At 71.0% G+C, this 16,577-nt stretch carries 13 protein-coding genes; 5 read left to right on the top strand and 8 right to left on the bottom strand.

What is annotated here, in order from left to right; translation table 11 throughout:
- Window positions 1–3: 3 nt before the first annotated feature.
- Window positions 4–1,533 carry a class I adenylate-forming enzyme family protein gene (locus tag ACQEV1_RS38570; protein WP_433401189.1) on the bottom strand — a complete coding sequence of 510 codons (1,530 nt, stop codon included), beginning with the start codon at window positions 1,531–1,533 and terminating at the stop codon, window positions 4–6.
- A gap of 10 nt (window positions 1,534–1,543) precedes the next feature.
- Complete coding sequence (locus tag ACQEV1_RS38575; RefSeq protein ID WP_433401192.1) at window positions 1,544–2,470, bottom strand: cyclase family protein; 927 nt, start codon at window positions 2,468–2,470, stop codon at window positions 1,544–1,546.
- Window positions 2,471–2,591: 121 nt separating this feature from the next.
- On the opposite strand from ACQEV1_RS38575, the gene ACQEV1_RS38580 reads away from it, so the two are divergent.
- Genes ACQEV1_RS38580 through ACQEV1_RS38590 form a run of 3 tightly spaced genes read left to right on the top strand, consistent with a single transcriptional unit; the run spans window position 2,592 to window position 4,979 of the window.
- A complete protein-coding gene (locus ACQEV1_RS38580) occupies window positions 2,592–3,209 on the top strand; it encodes a TetR/AcrR family transcriptional regulator (protein ID WP_285581570.1) in 618 nt (205 codons plus the stop codon).
- Window positions 3,210–3,219: 10 nt separating this feature from the next.
- A complete protein-coding gene (locus ACQEV1_RS38585; protein ID WP_285581568.1) occupies window positions 3,220–3,633 on the top strand; it encodes a nuclear transport factor 2 family protein in 414 nt (137 codons plus the stop codon).
- A complete protein-coding gene (locus tag ACQEV1_RS38590; RefSeq protein WP_433401196.1) occupies window positions 3,630–4,979 on the top strand; it encodes a phosphotransferase family protein in 1,350 nt (449 codons plus the stop codon). Before ACQEV1_RS38585 ends, ACQEV1_RS38590 begins: the two co-directional genes overlap by 4 nt.
- A gap of 37 nt (window positions 4,980–5,016) precedes the next feature.
- Here the strand turns inward: ACQEV1_RS38590 and ACQEV1_RS38595 are convergent, their stop codons facing one another.
- The 4 genes from ACQEV1_RS38595 to ACQEV1_RS38610 form a co-directional block, all read right to left on the bottom strand.
- Window positions 5,017–6,573: a glycoside hydrolase family 13 protein gene (locus tag ACQEV1_RS38595; protein ID WP_285628507.1), complete on the bottom strand. Its 1,557-nt coding sequence runs from the start codon at window positions 6,571–6,573 to the stop codon at window positions 5,017–5,019.
- A gap of 82 nt (window positions 6,574–6,655) precedes the next feature.
- A complete protein-coding gene (locus tag ACQEV1_RS38600; RefSeq protein WP_433401199.1) occupies window positions 6,656–7,615 on the bottom strand; it encodes a carbohydrate ABC transporter permease in 960 nt (319 codons plus the stop codon).
- Window positions 7,616–7,629: 14 nt separating this feature from the next.
- Window positions 7,630–8,505 carry a carbohydrate ABC transporter permease gene (locus tag ACQEV1_RS38605; RefSeq protein ID WP_285628501.1) on the bottom strand — a complete coding sequence of 292 codons (876 nt, stop codon included), beginning with the start codon at window positions 8,503–8,505 and terminating at the stop codon, window positions 7,630–7,632.
- Window positions 8,506–8,672: 167 nt separating this feature from the next.
- Complete coding sequence (locus ACQEV1_RS38610) at window positions 8,673–10,055, bottom strand: ABC transporter substrate-binding protein (RefSeq protein WP_285628498.1); 1,383 nt, start codon at window positions 10,053–10,055, stop codon at window positions 8,673–8,675.
- A gap of 274 nt (window positions 10,056–10,329) precedes the next feature.
- On the opposite strand from ACQEV1_RS38610, the gene ACQEV1_RS38615 reads away from it, so the two are divergent.
- Window positions 10,330–11,196, top strand: a complete 867-nt coding sequence (locus ACQEV1_RS38615; RefSeq protein ID WP_433401203.1) for an LLM class flavin-dependent oxidoreductase — start codon at window positions 10,330–10,332, stop codon at window positions 11,194–11,196.
- A gap of 18 nt (window positions 11,197–11,214) precedes the next feature.
- On the opposite strand, the gene ACQEV1_RS38620 is transcribed toward ACQEV1_RS38615, so the two are convergent.
- Both ACQEV1_RS38620 and ACQEV1_RS38625 read right to left on the bottom strand, forming a co-directional pair.
- Window positions 11,215–12,255: a LacI family DNA-binding transcriptional regulator gene (locus ACQEV1_RS38620; RefSeq protein ID WP_433401206.1), complete on the bottom strand. Its 1,041-nt coding sequence runs from the start codon at window positions 12,253–12,255 to the stop codon at window positions 11,215–11,217.
- A 116-nt stretch (window positions 12,256–12,371) separates the two neighbouring features.
- Window positions 12,372–14,672 (bottom strand): discoidin domain-containing protein, encoded by a 2,301-nt coding sequence (locus ACQEV1_RS38625; protein WP_433401209.1) that lies wholly within the window; start codon window positions 14,670–14,672, stop codon window positions 12,372–12,374.
- A 321-nt stretch (window positions 14,673–14,993) separates the two neighbouring features.
- Between ACQEV1_RS38625 and ACQEV1_RS38630 the strand changes: the two genes are divergently transcribed.
- The gene (locus ACQEV1_RS38630; RefSeq protein WP_433401212.1) at window positions 14,994–16,574 is read left to right on the top strand and encodes an alkaline phosphatase D family protein; all 1,581 of its coding nucleotides are present in this window, start codon (window positions 14,994–14,996) and stop codon (window positions 16,572–16,574) included.
- The last annotated feature ends 3 nt before the right edge of the window (window positions 16,575–16,577 follow it).

Here is a 16,577-nt window from a genome sequence, read left to right on the forward strand (position 1 = left end):
CACTCACTCCTCTGGGGTGGAGGCGAGGCGCGTGCGCACCTCGCGTTTGAGAATCTTCCCGGCGACGTTGCGCGGCAGCGCGGGCACGAACTCGACCCGCCGGGGCACCTTGTAGCCGCCGAGGTGCTCGCGGCACACGGCCGTGATGTCCTCGGCGGTGGCGTGCGCGTCCGGCCGCAGCGCGACCACCGCGCAGACGCGTTCGCCCCACGCCGGATCGGGCACGCCGACGACCGCGACCTCGGCCACGGCGGGATGGCGGTGGATGACCTCCTCGACCTCGCGGGAGGCGACGTTCTCCCCGCCCGTAATGATCATGTCCTTCATCCGGTCGACGATGTAGACGAAGCCCTCCTCGTCCCGGCGCACGATGTCGCCGGTACGGAACCAGCCGTCGCGGAAGCTCTCCTCGGTCAGCTCGGGCTCGCGCCAGTACCCGGACATCACCTGGTCGCCGCGGATCACCATCTCGCCGGGCTCACCGGCCGGGACGTCGGCGCCGTCCTCGTCCACGACGCGCAGCTCGGCGAGGTGCATCGGGCGGCCGGCGGCGGCCAGCAGGTGCGTCTCCCCGGCGGCGGCGCGGCGGTGGTCGGCGCGGCCGAAGTGCAGGACGTTGCCGCCCAGCTCGGTCATGCCCATGCCCTGGTAGAAGTCGCAGCGCAGGCGGGCGAGGCCCTCCCGCAGCACCTCGGCCGGGATGGCCGACGCTCCGTAGCCGATGGCCTCCAGAGTGCCCAGGTCGTACCGCTCGATGCCGGGGTGGCGCAGCAGGAAGGCGATCATCGCGGGGGCGAGCCCGGTCTGGGTCACCCGCCACTCCTGGACCAGCCGCAGGAACGTCTCGTTGTCATAGGACCGCATCAGCCCGACCGTGGCGCCGCGCAGGTGGTGGACCACGAGGGCGTAGCCGCCGACGTGGCACAGCGGGAAGCAGAACAGGAAGACGGTCTCGTCGGGCAGCTCCCAGTGCAGCGCAGAGCCGGTGACGCCGGTGGTCAGCGCCCGGTGGCTGAGCATCGCGCCCTTGGGCCGGCCGGTGGTGCCGCTCGTGTACACCAGCCAGGCGAGGGAGTCCTCGTCCGCCCGCGGCGGCTCGGACGCGTCGGCGCCGGCCACCAGGTCGGCGTACGCGACGTCGCCACCACCGTCGAGGCCGACGAGGGTCTTGACGGTGGGCATGGACTCGCGCAGGTCGCGCATGGTGTCCAGGTACTCGCCGCTCACGATGAGCACGGCGGCCTGCGCATGGTCCACGATCGCGGCGATCTCGGCCGGGTGCAGGCGGTGGTTGAGGAAGGTCAGCGCCATGCCGGCCATGGGCACGCCGTAGTAGGCCTCGACGTACTCCGGCCGCGTGCCGGACAGCACGGCCACCCGGTCCCCCGGCACGGCGACGGTGCGCAGGGCGTTCGCCAGCCGCCGTACGCGGTCGCGCAGTTCGGCGTAGGTGATGCTCTGCTCCTCGAACCGCAGCGCGACCCGCGCCGGGTGCCGGCGCGCGGGGAACTCGATGACGTCGCTGATGAGCATCGGTGTCGCCCTACTTGATCGCGAGGGGGTTGATCGGGGTGCCGATGCCGCGGGTGAACTTCAGCGGCGGCCCGGCGTAGAAGAACTCGTGGACGCCGTCCGCGGCGCAGTCCTCGGCGAGTTCCTCCAGGTCGAGCAGCTCGGCCAGGGTCAGGCCCATGTCGCGGATGAGCACCATGTGCAGCTCGAACAGCGCGCCCTCGCGTTCGCCGGGCAGCACCTCGATCCCCCAGTTGTCCGAGCCGACCACGGCGACGTCGCGGTCGCGCAGCCACCGCGCGGTGGCCAGGCCCAGGCCCGGCTCTCCCGCCATGAACGAGGCCGGGTCCCGCTCGGTGAGGAACTTGCGCCGGTAGCCGGTGCGGAACAGCAGGATGTCGCCCGGCCCGACGGTCACGCCGTGCGCCTCGCAGGCCGCGTCGAGGTCCTCCGGAGTGATCGCGGTGCCCGCCGGGAGCCAGTCGACGCCCTTCAGGCGCGCGATGTCCAGCAGCACCGCGCGGCCGGCGATGCCCCGCGCCTGGTGCTCGATGCCGTTGAACGCCGCGCCCTTGACGGTGACGCTGTCGCCCGGGTGACCGTTGTAGAGCCGGTCGTCGTAGTGGACGTGGGCGAGCCCGTCGTACTGCGAGGCGGCCTGGAGCGGCATGAAGACGTAGTCGTCGGCCCACCGGTAGCCGCCGGGCAGCACCTGTTCCTGGCCGTTCTCCGACATCAGCCGGATCGGATTGATCCGCGCCCCGCCGGGCTGGGGTCCGTCCGAGTCCAGGGGGATGCCGAGGTCGAAGATGTCGCCTCGCCGGACCAGTCCCGCGGCGGCGCGTACCCGCTCGGGCGTGATGAGGTTCGTCGCGCCGCGCTGGTCGTCCGCGCCCCAGCGGCCCCAGTTGCTGACCTTGCTCCCGAGTTCTCGCATGTCCGGCACGGCATCGCTCATGAGGACCCTCCACCGCCAAAAGTTGACTTGACAGTCAGGTCAACTTCTCCGCATCATTGGTCCGCCGACGCCGTACTGTCAAGACCTTGAGGCTGCGGACCCGGGCGGAAGGCGGAAGACGATGGCGGAAGAGAGCACGACGGCGCTGACCGAGCGCGGCGTGCGCACGCGGGAACGGCTGATCCAGGCCGCCCGCGAGGTATTCGAGGAGATGGGCTTCCTCGACACGCGGGTCCGCCACATCACCGAGCGCGCCGGCGCCGCGTACGGCACCTTCTACACCTACTTCGACTCCAAGGAGGCCGTCCTCCGGGAGGTCGCCGACCGGATCTTCGCCGACATGACCGGGCGCGACCGCCTGCCGCTCGGCCCGGACGCCTCCCCGCGGGACCGCGTGAGCCGCGCCAACCGCTCCTACTACACGGCCTACCTGCGCAACGCCCGGATGATGGCGATCATCGAGCAGGTCGCCACGTTCAACGAGGAGTTCCGCGAGATGCGGCGGCGGCACCGCGCCAGCGCGACCGGCCGCTCGGCCCGCGCGATCCGCCGCTGGCAGAGCGAGGGCCTGGTCGACGCGGGCCTGGACGCCGACCTGGCCGCACGCGCGCTCGCCGCGATGGTCGACCACTCCCTCTACCTGCGGCTCGTCCAGGGCGAGGGTGACGACACCGAACGTTTCCTGGACACCCTCGACGCGCTCACCGTCCGCGCGCTGGGACTGGATCGCCTCACCTGAAGGAGCCGCCGTGCACCCGGACCACGAGAAGCTCGCCGCCGGATTCGTCACCGCGATCACGACCGGCGACACCGAGGCACTGCGCCGGCTGTACGCCCCGGACGCGCGGATCTGGCACAACGGCGACGCGACCGAGCAGACCGTCGAGGAGAACCTCCGGACCCTGCGCTGGCTGGCCCGCAACCTGCACGACTTCCGCTACGAGGAGATCCGGCGCGACCCGGCCGCGCACGGCTACGTCCAGCGGCACGTGCTGCGCGGCCGGCTCCCCGACGGCACGGCGATCCAGGTGCCCGCGTGCCTGTTCGTCACGGTCGACGGCGGGCGCATCACCCGGATCGAGGAGTACGCCGACTCGCGCGCCACCGACGCGCTGCGCGCCCACGCCGCCGCCCGCCGCGCGGCGCGAGAGGCGAAGGGGTGAGCCTCGCCGGACGGCTCGCCGCCCGCCTCACGCAGGTCCGCGGCCGGCCGGTGGACGTGACCGGGTTGCAGCGGCTTTCGGGCGGGGCCAGCCGGGAGACCTGGGCGTTCGAGGCGGACGGCGAGCCGCTGGTGCTGCGCCGCGACCCGCCGGCCGCCCCGCAGCCGCGGGAGATGGCACGGGAGGCCGCCGCCCTGACCGTCGCGGCGCGCGGCGGCGTCCCGGTGGCCCGGCTGGTCGACCACGGCGACGGCGCGGGCACCGTCGGCTCGCCGTATCTGATCATGGAACGCCTCGACGGGGAGACGATCCCGCGCCGTCTCCTGCGCGACTCGCGGTTCGCCGGCGTACGGCCTGGCCTGGCGCGCGAGCTCGGCCGGATCCTCGCCCGCATCCACGCGCTGCCGCCCGGCGAGATCGCCGACCTGCCCGGCGGCGACCCGCTGGCGCAGATCGTCGCCATGTACGAGGCCTTCGCCGAGCCGCGCCCGGCGATCGAACTCGCGTTGCGCCGGCTCGCCCGCGACCGTCCGCCGCCCGGCGGGGACGCCGTGGTGCACGGCGACTTCCGCACCGGCAACCTCATGGTCACGCCCGAGGGCGTCCGCGGCGTCCTGGACTGGGAGCTGACGCACCGCGGCGACCCGGCGGAGGACCTCGGCTGGCTGTGCGTGAAGGCGTGGCGGTTCGGCTCAACGCACCCGGCGGGCGGCTTCGGGTCCCGCGCCGAACTCCTGGCCGGGTACGCCGAGGGCGGCGGCACGGTCCCGTCCGCGGAGACACTGCGCTGGTGGGAGACGTACGGAACCCTGCGCTGGGCGGTGCTGTGCCGGCAGCAGGCCGAGCGCCACCTGTCCGGCGCGGAGCGCTCGGTCGAGCTGGCCGCCCTGGGCCGCCGGGTCTGCGAACAGGAACACGACCTGCTGCTCGCCCTCGGCCTGACCGAGCCGAGCGAGGTCCCCGACCCGCTCACCGAGCGCCCGCCCGGCCCGGCCACGCCACCGCACGACCGGCCCGGCGCCCTGGACCTGATCGAGGCGGTACGGGGGTTCCTCACCGACGAGGTGATCGCCGACGGCGACGAGCGGCTGCGCTTCCACGCCCTGGTGGCCAGGTCCGCGCTGGGCATCGCCCAGCGGGAGCTCCTGCTGGGCGATGCTCACCGCGCCGCGCACCACGACCGCCTGGCGGCGCTCGGTCGCCGCGACGACGCCGACCTGGCACGCGCCATCCGCGCGGGCGACCTGGACGACCGGATGGACGAGGTGGTCGCCGCCGTACGCGCCACGGTGACCGACAAGCTCACGGTCGCCAACCCTCGCCACCTGGCCGTACCGGACGCCTGACCGCCGCCACCGGGCGGCAGGCGCGTACGGATCGGTGTCAGAGCAGCCAGACCGCCGTGTCGGAGGGCAGCAGGCCGCCGTCGACCGCGCCGCTGGCCAGGCAGATCTGCTGGTGCTCCGGCAGGCGCACCGGTTCGCGGCCCAGGTTGACCACGCAGGTCAGGCCCGAGTCGCGGGTGAAGGCGAGCACGTCCTCGCCCAGCGGAAGCCACGTCAGCGTGCCGTCGCCGAGCTTGTCCCGGCGGATCCGCAGTGCCGTCCGGTAGAGGTTGAGCATCGAGGACGGGTCCGGCTCCTGCGCCTCGACCGTCAGCGGTCCCCAGTCCGCGGGCTGCGGCAGCCACGGCTCGCCGCCATAGCCGTACGGCGGTGCGTCGCCGGCCCAGGGCAGCGGCACGCGGCAGCCGTCGCGCCCCCGGTCGGTGTGGCCCGACCGCGCCCAGATGGGGTCCTGCAACAGGGCGTCGGGGATGTCCTCGACCTCGGGCAGGCCCAGCTCCTCGCCCTGGTAGACGTAGACGCCGCCGGGCAGCGCCATGGCCAGCAGGGCCGCCGCGCGCGCCCGCCGTACGCCGAGGTCACGGTCGGAGGTCATGCCGTGCTTGCGGTCGCCGTGGTCGAAGGAGGTGTCCGGGCGGCCGTACCGGGTGACGGGCCGGGTCACGTCGTGGTTGGACAGCACCCAGGTGGGCGGCGCGCCGATCGGCGTGTGCGTGGCGAGCGTGTCGTCGATCACCCGGCGCAGCGCGGCCGGGTCCCACGGGCAGGACAGGAAGTCGAAGTTGAAGGCCGTGTGCAGTTCGTCCGGGCGCAGGTAGCGGGCGAACCGCTCCTGGTCCGGCAGCCAGACCTCGCCGATCAGGAACCGGCCGGGGTAGGTGTCGGAGACGCGCCGCCACTCGCGGTAGATCTCGTGCACGCCGTCGCGGTCGGTGTAGGGGTCCAGGCCGTCCGGCTCGGCGTCGGGGTCCTTGATGAGGACGGCCGCCGAGTCGATGCGCACGCCGTCCACGCCCCGGTCGAGCCAGAACCGCAGCACGTCGAGGAACTCCTCCTGTACGGCCGGGCTGTTCCAGTTGAAGTCGGGCTGCTCCGGGGCGAACAGGTGGAGGTACCACTCGCCGTCCGGCACGCGCGTCCACGCGGGACCGCCGAAGATGGACTGCCAGTCGTTGGGCGGACCGCCGTCCACCTCGCGGCCGGGCCGGAACCAGAACCGCTCCCGCGCCGCCGAGCCGGGCCCGGCCGCGAGCGCCTCCTGGAACCACGCGCTCTGGTCCGAGGAGTGGTTCGGCACGACGTCGATGATGATCTTGATGTCGCGCTCGTGCGCCTCCTGGATCAGCTTCTCGGCCTCGGCGAGGGTGCCGAAGATGGGCTCGATGCTGCGGTAGTCCGCGACGTCGTACCCGCCGTCGGACATCGGTGAGGGGTACCACGGGTTGAGCCAGATGGCGTCGATGCCCAGCTTGGACAGGTAGTCCAGGCGGCCGCGCAGCCCGGCGAGGTCACCAAGGCCGTCGCCGTTGCCGTCGGCGAAGCTCCGCAGGTAGACCTGGTAGATCGCGGCTCCCCGCCACCACGCTTCTTGCATGCTGCGCTACTCCTTCGAGACGACGTGTCGTGGTTCGATCCGTGGTTCGGCCGAGGGACGCACTCGGACCCGCCAGGGCGGATCAGCCCTTGAGGCCGCCGGCGGTGAGGCCGGCCATGATGTTGCGCTGGAAGACGAAGAAGACGACGACCGCGGGAATGCTCGCGATCACCAGCGCGGCGATGAGTACGTTCTCCGGCATCTCCTGGGACAGCTGAGAGATGGCGACACTGACCGGCATCCGGTTCGTGTCGGGCATCACCAGCAGCGGCCAGACGAAATCCTTCCAGACGTTCACCACGGCGAAGATGGACACGACGCCGAGGATCGGCCGGGAGACCGGGAGAATGATCGACCACAGCATGCGTGGCGCGGAGGCCCCGTCGATCGCGGCGGCCTCGAGCAGCTCCGACGGGATGGAGTCGAAGAACCGTTTGAGCAGGAAGATGTTGAACCCGTTGGCGGCGGCCGGCAGCCAGATCGCCCACGGCGTGTTGAGCAGGTTCAGGTGCAGGATCGGCAGGTCGCGTACGGTCAGGTAGGCGGGCAGCAGCAGCACGGTCGGCGGGATCATCAGCGTCAGCAGCATCCCGCCGAGCACGACGTTCCCGAAGATCGGCCGCAGCTTGGACAGCGCGAACGCCGCGCAGACGTCCACGGCGACCTGGATCAGCCAGGCGCCCAGGGCGTAGATGAAGGTGTTGAGCAGGTAGCGGCCCAGGTCCATCTGTTGCCAGGCCTTCTCGTACACCCCCGGGTGCGGATGCTCGGGGAAGACGCTCGGCGGCATCCGGACCAGCTCACCGGACGACTTCATCGCCCCGGTGACCATCCAGTACAGCGGGAAGACGAAGACCAGCGTGAACACCACGACGGTGAGGGTGAGCACGGTCCAGTAGATCACCCGCCCGCGACGGGTCCGCAGGCTGTGCGGCGAGACGAGCGTTCGCGGGCCCGTCTCCGCCCGCCGCGGTGAGCGGGCCCGCCGTACGGCGGAGCGGGCGTGCGTCGTACGGACCGGACGGTCCAGGACGTTCGACATCGAGGCTCCCAACCTCAGACCCGGGCGGGCCGGCTGTCCCGGTCATCACGGGAGAGCCGCAGGTAGACGGCGGAGAAGACGACGAGGACGAGCATCAGCATGAGGCCGAGGGCCCCGCCGCCGCCGTAGTTGTTGAAGTTGAAGGCGTACTGGTACATGAGGTAGACGACGCTCACGGTCGCGTTGTCCGGGCCGCCCCCGGTGAGCAGGAACGGTTCGATGAACACCTGCATCGTCGCGATGATCTGTAGCAGGAGCATCACCAGGAGGATCAGTTTGGTCTGCGGGATGGTGATGTGCCGGATCCGGCGCAGCAGCCCGGCGCCGTCGAGCTCCGCCGCCTCGTACAGCTCGGCCGGCACGGTCTGCAGCGCGGCGAGGTAGATCAGCGTGCCGCTGCCCATGTTCGTCCACGTCGCGACGATGACCAGCGAGATCAGCGCGGTCTTGCTCGAGTCGAGCCAGGCGAGCGTGGGCAGGTGGACGAACCGCAGGATCTCGTTGAACAGGCCGGGACCGGGGTTGTAGAACCACTTGAACAGCAGCACCGACACGGCCGGCGGCAGCATGACCGGCAGGTACACCACGAACCGCAGGTAGCCGCGCGCGTGCCGCAGCTCGTTCAGCAGCAGGGCGGTCACGAACGGCACGGCGTACCCGCAGATGAGCGCGAGCAGCGTGAAGATCGCGGTGTTCTTCCACGCGGCGCTGAACGACGGGTCCTGGAAGATCCGGTGGAAGTTCTTCAGGCCGACCCACTTGGTCTCGCCGATGAAGTTGGTCTTCTGGAAGCTGAGGATGACCTCGCGCACGATCGGATACCAGGAGAACAGCGCGAAGCACACGAGAGCGGCGCACAGGAACCCGTACGCGGTCAGGTTGCGCCGCACGCCACGTCCGCGGCGTGCTCTCGCGCTCCACCGCGTACCTCTCGACAGCGAGATGTCCATGTGTCTCCGTTTCTCCCGCTCGTACGGGCCGGTCCGTCGTGCGCAAAGCCTTGGTGCGGGGGCCGGTCCGCACGGTGACCGGCCCCCGCGGCTCTGCTCGCCTCCGGTCAGTCGGCGTTGGCGAGGATGCCGTTGACCTTGGTCTCCGCCTTGGAGAGCAGGCTGTTGATGTCGGCGTTCCGGTTCGTCAGCACCGAGGAGACGACGCCGTCCAGGACCGCGTAGATCTGCTGGGCCTGCGGCGGCTCGAGGCGGTACTTCACCTTCGGGTCGCCGTCGGCGAAGGCCTTGTAGTTCTGCACCGGCAGGTTGGCGTTCTGGGTGCGGACCTGGAGCTCCTCGGCCGCGGGCGGACCGGTGAAGATGTTGGGCTGCGGCAGGCCGACCGGCTGCTTGTCGGCGTTCTTCTGCGCCCAGTCGAACTGGCCCTTGCCCGGCGTGAGGTTCTCGAACTCCAGCCAGAGGATGCCGGCCTTGATCTGGTCCGGGGTGTCCTTGCGGTTGAACATGTAGCCGTCGCCGCCGATCAGGGTGCCCTGGGCGCCCGGCATCGGGGCCAGGCCGTAGTCCTCGAACTTGCCCTGGAACTGGTCCTTGATGGTGGGGATGTTGTCCGGCGCGGACAGGTACATGCCGAGCTTGCCGGAGGCCATCATCGGCTGGACGTCGGCGATCTGCAGGAGCTGCTTGCTGCCCATGCTGTTGTCGGTCCAGCGCATCTGCTGGAGGTTCTGCAGCACGGCGTGGCCCTGCGGGCTGTTGAACGCCGCCTTCTTGCCGTCCGGCGTCACGATGTCACCGCCCTGGGAGTACATCTCCGCGGTGAAGTGCCAGCCGCCCTGGTTGTTCGCGCTGTAGTCGGCGTACCCGACGATGCCGTTGCCGAGGGCCGCGATCTTCTTGGCGTCCGCGCGCACCTCGTCCCAGGTGGCAGGCGGCTGGTCCGGGTTGAGCCCGGCCTGCTGGAAGAGCTTGCGGTTGTAGAGCAGGCCCATCGAGTAGTTCGTCTTGGGCAGGCCCCAGAGCCGGCCGCCGCCCTTGAAGACGTTGAGCAGTTGCGGCTGCAGGTACTGGTAGTTCTTGACGCCGGAGACGTACTTGGTGATGTCGGCCGCCTGGCCGTTCTCGATGATGTTCTTCGCGTCGGTGAGGTAGACGTAGTAGACGTTCTCCATCTGGCCGCCGGCCAGCTTGGCGGTGAACGTCTTGGGATCCTCGCAGGGGAACGCGTCCTTGCTCACGATCGTGATGTTCGGATGCAGCTTCTCGAACGCGGCGACGTCGTTGTCCCACTCCTTGCGCAGCGCCTTGGAGCTCTTCGGCGGCTGACAGCCGACGGTGATCGACACCTTGGTGTTCGGGTCGAGCGGTCCGACGTCGGCGGCGGAGCCGCCCTTGTCGCCGTTGCCACTGCCGCTGCCACACGCGGCGACGCTGGCCAGCGCGGTCACTCCGGCCACCACGGCCGCGAGACGACGTGCTCTCTTCAATGGACTTCCCTCCTGAGCGGCACCCCGAAGGCCGGCAACCTGACGTGTTGCCAGGAAGATACAGAGACGGGCAGGAGAGAGCAAGACACAGTCATATAGATGAAAAAACTGAACAACGCTCGCCTCGTGGCGCTGTTCGCGGGGCACGGAACTCGCGTCACGACCACCTACCTGCGGGGATCCAGTGACGTGGATCACTGGCCGCCGAACGGGGATGCCCGGCCGGTCGGAGCGTCGTGACAGGATCGTGATGCTGGAGGCGCAGCATTCCGGGGTGCGCACTTCGATCAACATTCCGAACTTCGGGGACTTCGCCGACCCGCGGACGGTGGCGTCGGTGGCCGTGGCGGCGGAGCAGGCGGGCTGGGACGCCCTGTTCGTCTGGGACCACCTCACCCACGACCGCCGCCGGCGTCCGTTCGGCGACCCGTGGATGCTGCTGACCGCGGCGGCGCTGGCCACCACGCGGATCAGGCTCGGCACGATGGTCACTCCGGTCGCCCGGCGCCGGCCGCAGCAGCTCGCCCGGCAGGTGGCCACTCTGGACAACCTGAGCGGCGGGCGGGTCATCTTCGGCGCCGGGCTGGGCGATCGGGACGACTTCGCCGGCTTCGGCGAGCCCACCGACCCGCGCGTCCTCGCCGAGCGCCTGGATGAGGGCCTGGATCTGCTGGAGCGTTACTGGACGGGCGAACCCGTCACCCACCAGGGGCGCCACTATCGGGCGGAGGACGTCGCCCTGCTGCCCGCTCCGGTGCAGCGCCCCCGTCCGCCGATCTGGATCGCCGGGTTCTGGCCACGCCGTCGTCCGATGCGACGCGCGGCGCGGTACGACGGGGCGGCGCCCTTGTTCATCTCCGCCACGCACGGCCATGCCCCGCCGGTCGACGAGGTGCGCGACCTGGTCGCCTACGTTCGCGAGGAGCGCGAGGCACGGCAGGGCGGGCCGGCGACGGAGCCCTTCGAGATCGTGGTCGGCGGTGTCAGCCCCACCCGTCCGGGCGAGGCGTCCGAGGTGCTCGGACCGCTGATCGAGGCGGGCGTCACCTGGTGGGACGAACGGCAGCGCATGGACCGCGACGACCTCGACCGCCTCGCTCCGACGCTCGCCCGCGTCGAGCAGGGCCCGCCGGCCGTCTAGTACACCCGGGGTGCTCGGTCAGGCGGTGGTGACGCGGGCCGGGGCGGTGGAGCCGCGGACGACGAGTTCCGGCTCGTACAGGAGCTCCTCCGCGGTGAACGCGGTGCGGTCGATCTGGTTCACGAGCATCTGCACCGCGGCGCGGCCCATGGACTCGATCGGCTGACGGACCGTGGTCAGCGGCGGGTGGGTGCAGTTGATGAACGCCGAGTCGTCGAAGCCCACCACCGACACGTCGTCCGGCACCGACAGGCCGGCGCGGCGGACGGCACGGATGGCGCCCAGGGCCTGGGGGTCGCTCGCGCAGATGATCGCGGTGAAGCCGTTCGCGATCAGCCGGCGGGTGACCGCCTGGCCGCCCTCCAGGGAGAACAGCGCGTGCTCCACGGCCGTGTCGGGCAGGTCGAGGCCGGCCGCCTTGGCGGCGGCGGTGAACGCGGCCAGCTTGCGCCTCGACGGCATGTGGTCCTCCGGGCCGAGCACCAGGCCGATGCGCTCGTGGCCGAGCGAGAGCAGGTGCCCGAACGCCTGGTCCACCGCGACCATGTCGTCGGTCGACACGCGCGGGAAGGTCAACTCCTCGACGGCCGCGTTGACGAGCACGACCGGCAGCCGCAGCTCGTACAGCCGGTGGTAGTGCTCGTGCGGGGAGTTCGCCTCGGCGTAGTGGCCGCCCGCGAAGACCACGCCCGACACCTGCTGCTCGATCAGCATCTCGATGTAGTCGGCCTCGGACAGGCCGCCGGCGGTGCGGGTGCACAGGACGGGGGTGAAGCCCTGCTGGGCGAGCGCTCCCCCGATCACTTCGGCCAGCGCCGGGAAGATGGGGTTGCCGAGCTCGGGCAGGACGAGGCCGACGAGCCGGGCGCGTTCGCCGCGGAGCTGGGTCGGCCGTTCGTAGCCGAGGACGTCGAGGGCGGTGAGGACCGCCGCGCGCGTCGCGTCGGAGACGCCGGGTTTGCCGTTGAGGACCCGGCTGACCGTCGCCTCGCTGACGCCGACCTTCTTGGCCACTTCGGCGAGCCGGCGCGTCTTCGCTTCCCCGGGTGCACGTGTCACGCCGCAAGCATACGGCCAATGCACGCAAACGGCTTGCACGAATGAACGTCGCTTGCGCTCACGAGTGTTGGACGTCCGGGAGGAGGATGCGTCCAGTCCTCCTCCCGGACGCGTCTCTAGGAGGCGTACACCTCGAACTCGGACAGCTGCCCGGCCGGCCAGCCGGTGTTGGCGGTGATCTCCACGCGCACGTACCGCGTCTTGGCGGCGGTGAAGGAGACCGTGGCCGTGTTGCCGCTGGACGGGTCGAACGTTACGCCGCGCGAGCTGGCGAGCGTCGTGTACGAGGAGCCGTCGGCCGAGCCGAGGATCGACAGCGTCTGCGTGCGCGTCGCCCAGGCCGAGGAGGGCGGCAGCTTCAACACGACCCGGCCGACGCTGGTCGAGGCGCACAGGTCGACGGTGATCCGCTGCGGGAAGGTGTTGTTCGCGCTCTCCCAGTAGCTGTTCGCGTCGCCGTCGACGGCGTTCGTCTCGACGTAGTTCTGCGTGTGGCTGCTCGCGGTGACCGCCTTGCCGCGCGCCACGTTTCCGCTGCCCGGCTGGCAGGTGGGCGGCGGGTCGGTCGGCGGCGGGGTGGTGCCGTCACCGCCCGGGTAGATGTAGTTCGGGTCGGGCCACTGGCCGGTGCAGACGGTGGAGCTCAGGCTCCAGCCGGAGTTGCCGCTGCCGTACGTCGGGGCGAACGAGCCGCCGACGCAGTTGTGGATGTCGACGCCCGCGCCGATGTAGGACGCCGTGACGCCCGTGAACGTCGCGGTCGCCCCCGCCTGCGCCTGGATCATGTACGTCCCGGTGCCGGCGACGTTGACGTTGGTGAAGTTGACGGTGTGCGTGGCACCGCCCTCGATGAACTGGATGGCCTCGTACGAGCTGTCGATGATGTCGGAGTCGGTGACGTTCACCGTGGCGTTGATCGCCTCGTTCAGCCCGTCGAACCAGAGGGCGCCGACGCCGAAGTGCCAGTTGTAGTCGGAGTTGCCGGCCCGCAGCAGGGCGTTGCGCGCCACCGTGATGGTGCCCGCGACGGCGGTGCCGCTGCCGGAGTTGACGCCCGGATAGCGGTTGGCGACGTGGATGCCGCCGCCGTTGGTGACGGTGTCGGAGACGACGTTGTCGGAGATGGTGAAGTCCCGGCCGCCGTACGTCACGATGTTGTTGGCCAGCACGGGCGCGACCACCGTGTCGTGCGTGAACGAGTCGTTCACGTTCGGCTTGTTCTCGGGCCAGCTCGCCAGGCCGTCGTCGCCGGTGTTCCGTACGAAGGTGTTGGTGACGGTCGAGTTGGTCACGCCGGTGTGGAAGTTGACCCCGTCGGCGGTCTGGTCCAGGATCCGGCTGTTCTTGATCGTGAAGTGGTCCATCGGGCCGTCCATCCAGGCCCCGACCTTGGTGTGCTGGATCCACAGGTCGTCGACGGTGGAGTTGCTCATCGCGCCGCCGAGGCCGTTGACCTGGTCGGCGTCGACCCGCTCGGTGATCTCGCCGATGATGGCGAAGTCCTTCAGGGTGACGTTCTGGCTGGGGCCGCCGTCGGCGACGTACTTGCCGTAGATGCCGGCCGCGCGGCTGCGGTTGTTCGGGTCGCGGCCGGTGAGCACGCTGTACCACGGTCCGGCGCCGGCGAGCGTGACCCCGTCGACGATCACGTGGCCGTAGAGCGTGTAGGTGCCCTGCGGGATGTAGACGACCTTGTTCTGCGCCTTGCCCGCGTCCACGGCGGCCTGGAAGGCGGCGGTGGAGTCGGTGGAGCTGTTCTTGGCGGCGCCGAAGGAGTCCACCGAGAGGGACCCGGCGGGCTGCCCGATCGGCGCGGGCACCGCCTCGAAGTCGGCCAGGTCCACCGTCACCGCGGCGGTCGTACTGCCGGAGGTCTGGATCCGCACCTTGGCGCCGGCGGCGAGCGTCGAGCCGAACATCGTCCGGGTCTCGTCGTAGAAGTGGTGCGGGTTCCCGTCACCCGGGTTGTTGCTGAACGGGTAGCCGCCGTAGTACCAGGAGTACTTCGAGGTGAGGGACAGGTCCTTGAGCTTGGTGCCGTTCACGATGAGGTCGACCGGGGTGGTGATCCCGGCGCCGTTCGCGCCGTCGGGCACGCTGTAGCGCACCGACATGGCGTTGGCCGCCTTCGGGAGGGTGAACTCCACGTACTTGCCGGACCCGCTGAGGGTGACCGCGCGGCGGCCGGACGCCTCCGAGGGCAGGTGGGTGTAGACGCGGTCGGAGCCGACGACCGTGCCGTTGGTGGCCGCGTTCTCGGCCTCCACCTCGGTGAACGGCACGGTCGCGCCGCGCCCGGGGAAGGACCACGGCGTCTCGGCCGTGGTCGCGGCGGAGGCACTCGGCGCGGACAGGGCGGGGACCGCGGCGAGCACGCCGCCGGCGAGGCCGAGGGCGGCCGTCACGGCGAGCGCCATCGCCGTGAGCTTCCGGCGTGGGGTGGGGGGATGACCTGACGTCACCATCGCTTAACCCTTCTGGCGAAGAGCCGGAGTCATCCAGGGACGCGCTGACGACGAACCCCGGCGGGGGGATGGGGTCGGCCGCCGCACGGGGCGGCGTTGGGCTGAGCACACAGTAGGACGGCAAATCTTTTCGCGCAATAAACAGACGTAACATTGCAAAAATCTCTCTAACTCCTCCAGTGAAGTCGGTGTCATGAGGCGTCCACACGATGTTGTCCGCCTCGTCAGAGGCCCGTTCCATGACCGGCAGAAACGCCACCTGAACTGGATGACGTGCAGCTATCGCGACGGAACCTGCTGATCGGGGCCGCCGGACTGGCCGTGGCCCCCCGGATCCCCCGCCGTCATGGCGATCCGTTCACGCTGGGCGTCGCCTCGGGCGACCCGACCCCGGACGGCGTGGTCCTGTGGACGCGCCTCGCCCCGCGGCCCCTCGCCGAGGACGGGCACGGCGGCATGCCGTCCCGCGACACCGAGGTGGAGTGGCAGCTCGCCGAGGACGAGCGGTTCACCAGCGTCGTACGGTCGGGCACGGTCACCGCCCGGCCCTCGTGGGCGCACAGCGTCCACGTGGAACCGGCCGGTCTCCAGCCGGGACACGAGTACTTCTACCGCTTCCGCACCGGCGGGTACCTCTCCCCCACCGGACGGACCCGTACGGCGCCGGCGCCGGGGACCGCCCCCGGCCTGATGTTCGCCACCGTGTCGTGCTCCAACTACGAACAGGGCTACTTCACCGGCTACCGCAGACTGGGCGAGCAGCAGCCCGACCTGGTGGTGCACCTGGGCGACTACATCTACGAGTACGCGCCGGGCGGGTACAAGGCCGCCTCCGGCGCGATCGTCCGGCCGCACACCGAGGGCCACTGCCAGACCCTGACCGACTACCGGCGGCGGCACGCGCAGTACAAGACCGACGCCGACCTGCGGGCCCTGCACGCGCTCGCGCCGTGGATCGCGGTCAACGACGACCACGAGGTCGAGAACAACTGGGCGGGCTCCCATGCGGGCACCTCGGACCGGCCCGGGTTCGCCGAGCGCAAGCGTGCCGGGTACCGGGCGTACTACGAGCACATGCCGCTGCGCCGCGCCTCGACGCCGCGCGGGTCGCGCATCCAGCTGTACCGGCGGCTGGGCTGGGGATCACTGGCGACCTTCCACGTGCTGGACACCCGGCAGTTCCGCGCCGACCAGCCGTGCGACGACGGCATCCGGCTCGACTGCGACGAACGCCTGGCGACCGGACGCGTCCTGGCCGGGCCGGACCAGCGGCGCTGGCTCGCCGCCGGTCTGCGCTCCTCGACCGCGCGCTGGAACCTGCTGGCCCAGCAGATCTTCATGGCGCAGCACGACTACCACCTCGGCCCCGGCAAGGAGGTGCTGGTCGACACGTGGGACGGGTACGCCGCCGAACGCGACCGCGTGCTCGGCGACGTCGTCGCCTCGGGCGCCCGCAACCCGGTCGTGCTCACCGGCGACATCCACGCCCACTACGCCGGCGACCTGCTGACGAACTTCGACGACCCGGACTCGCGGCGCGCCGGCGTCGAGCTGGTCACCACCTCGATCACCAGCGACGGCGACGGGTACGACGACCCGGCGGGACGCGCGGTGGAACTGGCGGAGAACCCGCACATCGCCTACGCCGACCAGCGGCGCGGCTACGTCGTGTGCCGGCTGTCGGCCCAGCGGCTGCGGGCCGACTTCCACACACTGCCGTACGTGTCGAGACGGAACGCGCCGAGCACGGTCACGGCGAGCTTCACGGTGGAGGACGGCGCCCACCGCCTCACCCGGTCCGCCACCACGGCGCCCGGGCGGCAGGCCGCCGCCGCCGTCGCGGCCCCTCGCTGAGAA

The sequence above is a fragment of the Actinoallomurus sp. CA-142502 genome (assembly GCF_050936355.1).
Classification (GTDB): Bacteria; Actinomycetota; Actinomycetes; order Streptosporangiales; family Streptosporangiaceae; genus Actinoallomurus; species Actinoallomurus iriomotensis.

What these genes read in the sequence shown, in the direction of transcription:
- ACQEV1_RS38575 (WP_433401192.1), bottom strand. Translation starts at nt 2,470, where the DNA reads ATGAGCGATGCCGTGCCGGACATGCGAGAACTCGGGAGCAAGGTCAGC.
- ACQEV1_RS38625 (WP_433401209.1), bottom strand. Translation starts at nt 14,672, where the DNA reads ATGGCGCTCGCCGTGACGGCCGCCCTCGGCCTCGCCGGCGGCGTGCTC.
- ACQEV1_RS38570 (WP_433401189.1), bottom strand. Translation starts at nt 1,533, where the DNA reads ATGCTCATCAGCGACGTCATCGAGTTCCCCGCGCGCCGGCACCCGGCG.
- ACQEV1_RS38600 (WP_433401199.1), bottom strand. Translation starts at nt 7,615, where the DNA reads ATGTCGAACGTCCTGGACCGTCCGGTCCGTACGACGCACGCCCGCTCC.
- ACQEV1_RS38580 (WP_285581570.1), top strand. Translation starts at nt 2,592, where the DNA reads ATGGCGGAAGAGAGCACGACGGCGCTGACCGAGCGCGGCGTGCGCACG.
- ACQEV1_RS38595 (WP_285628507.1), bottom strand. Translation starts at nt 6,573, where the DNA reads ATGCAAGAAGCGTGGTGGCGGGGAGCCGCGATCTACCAGGTCTACCTG.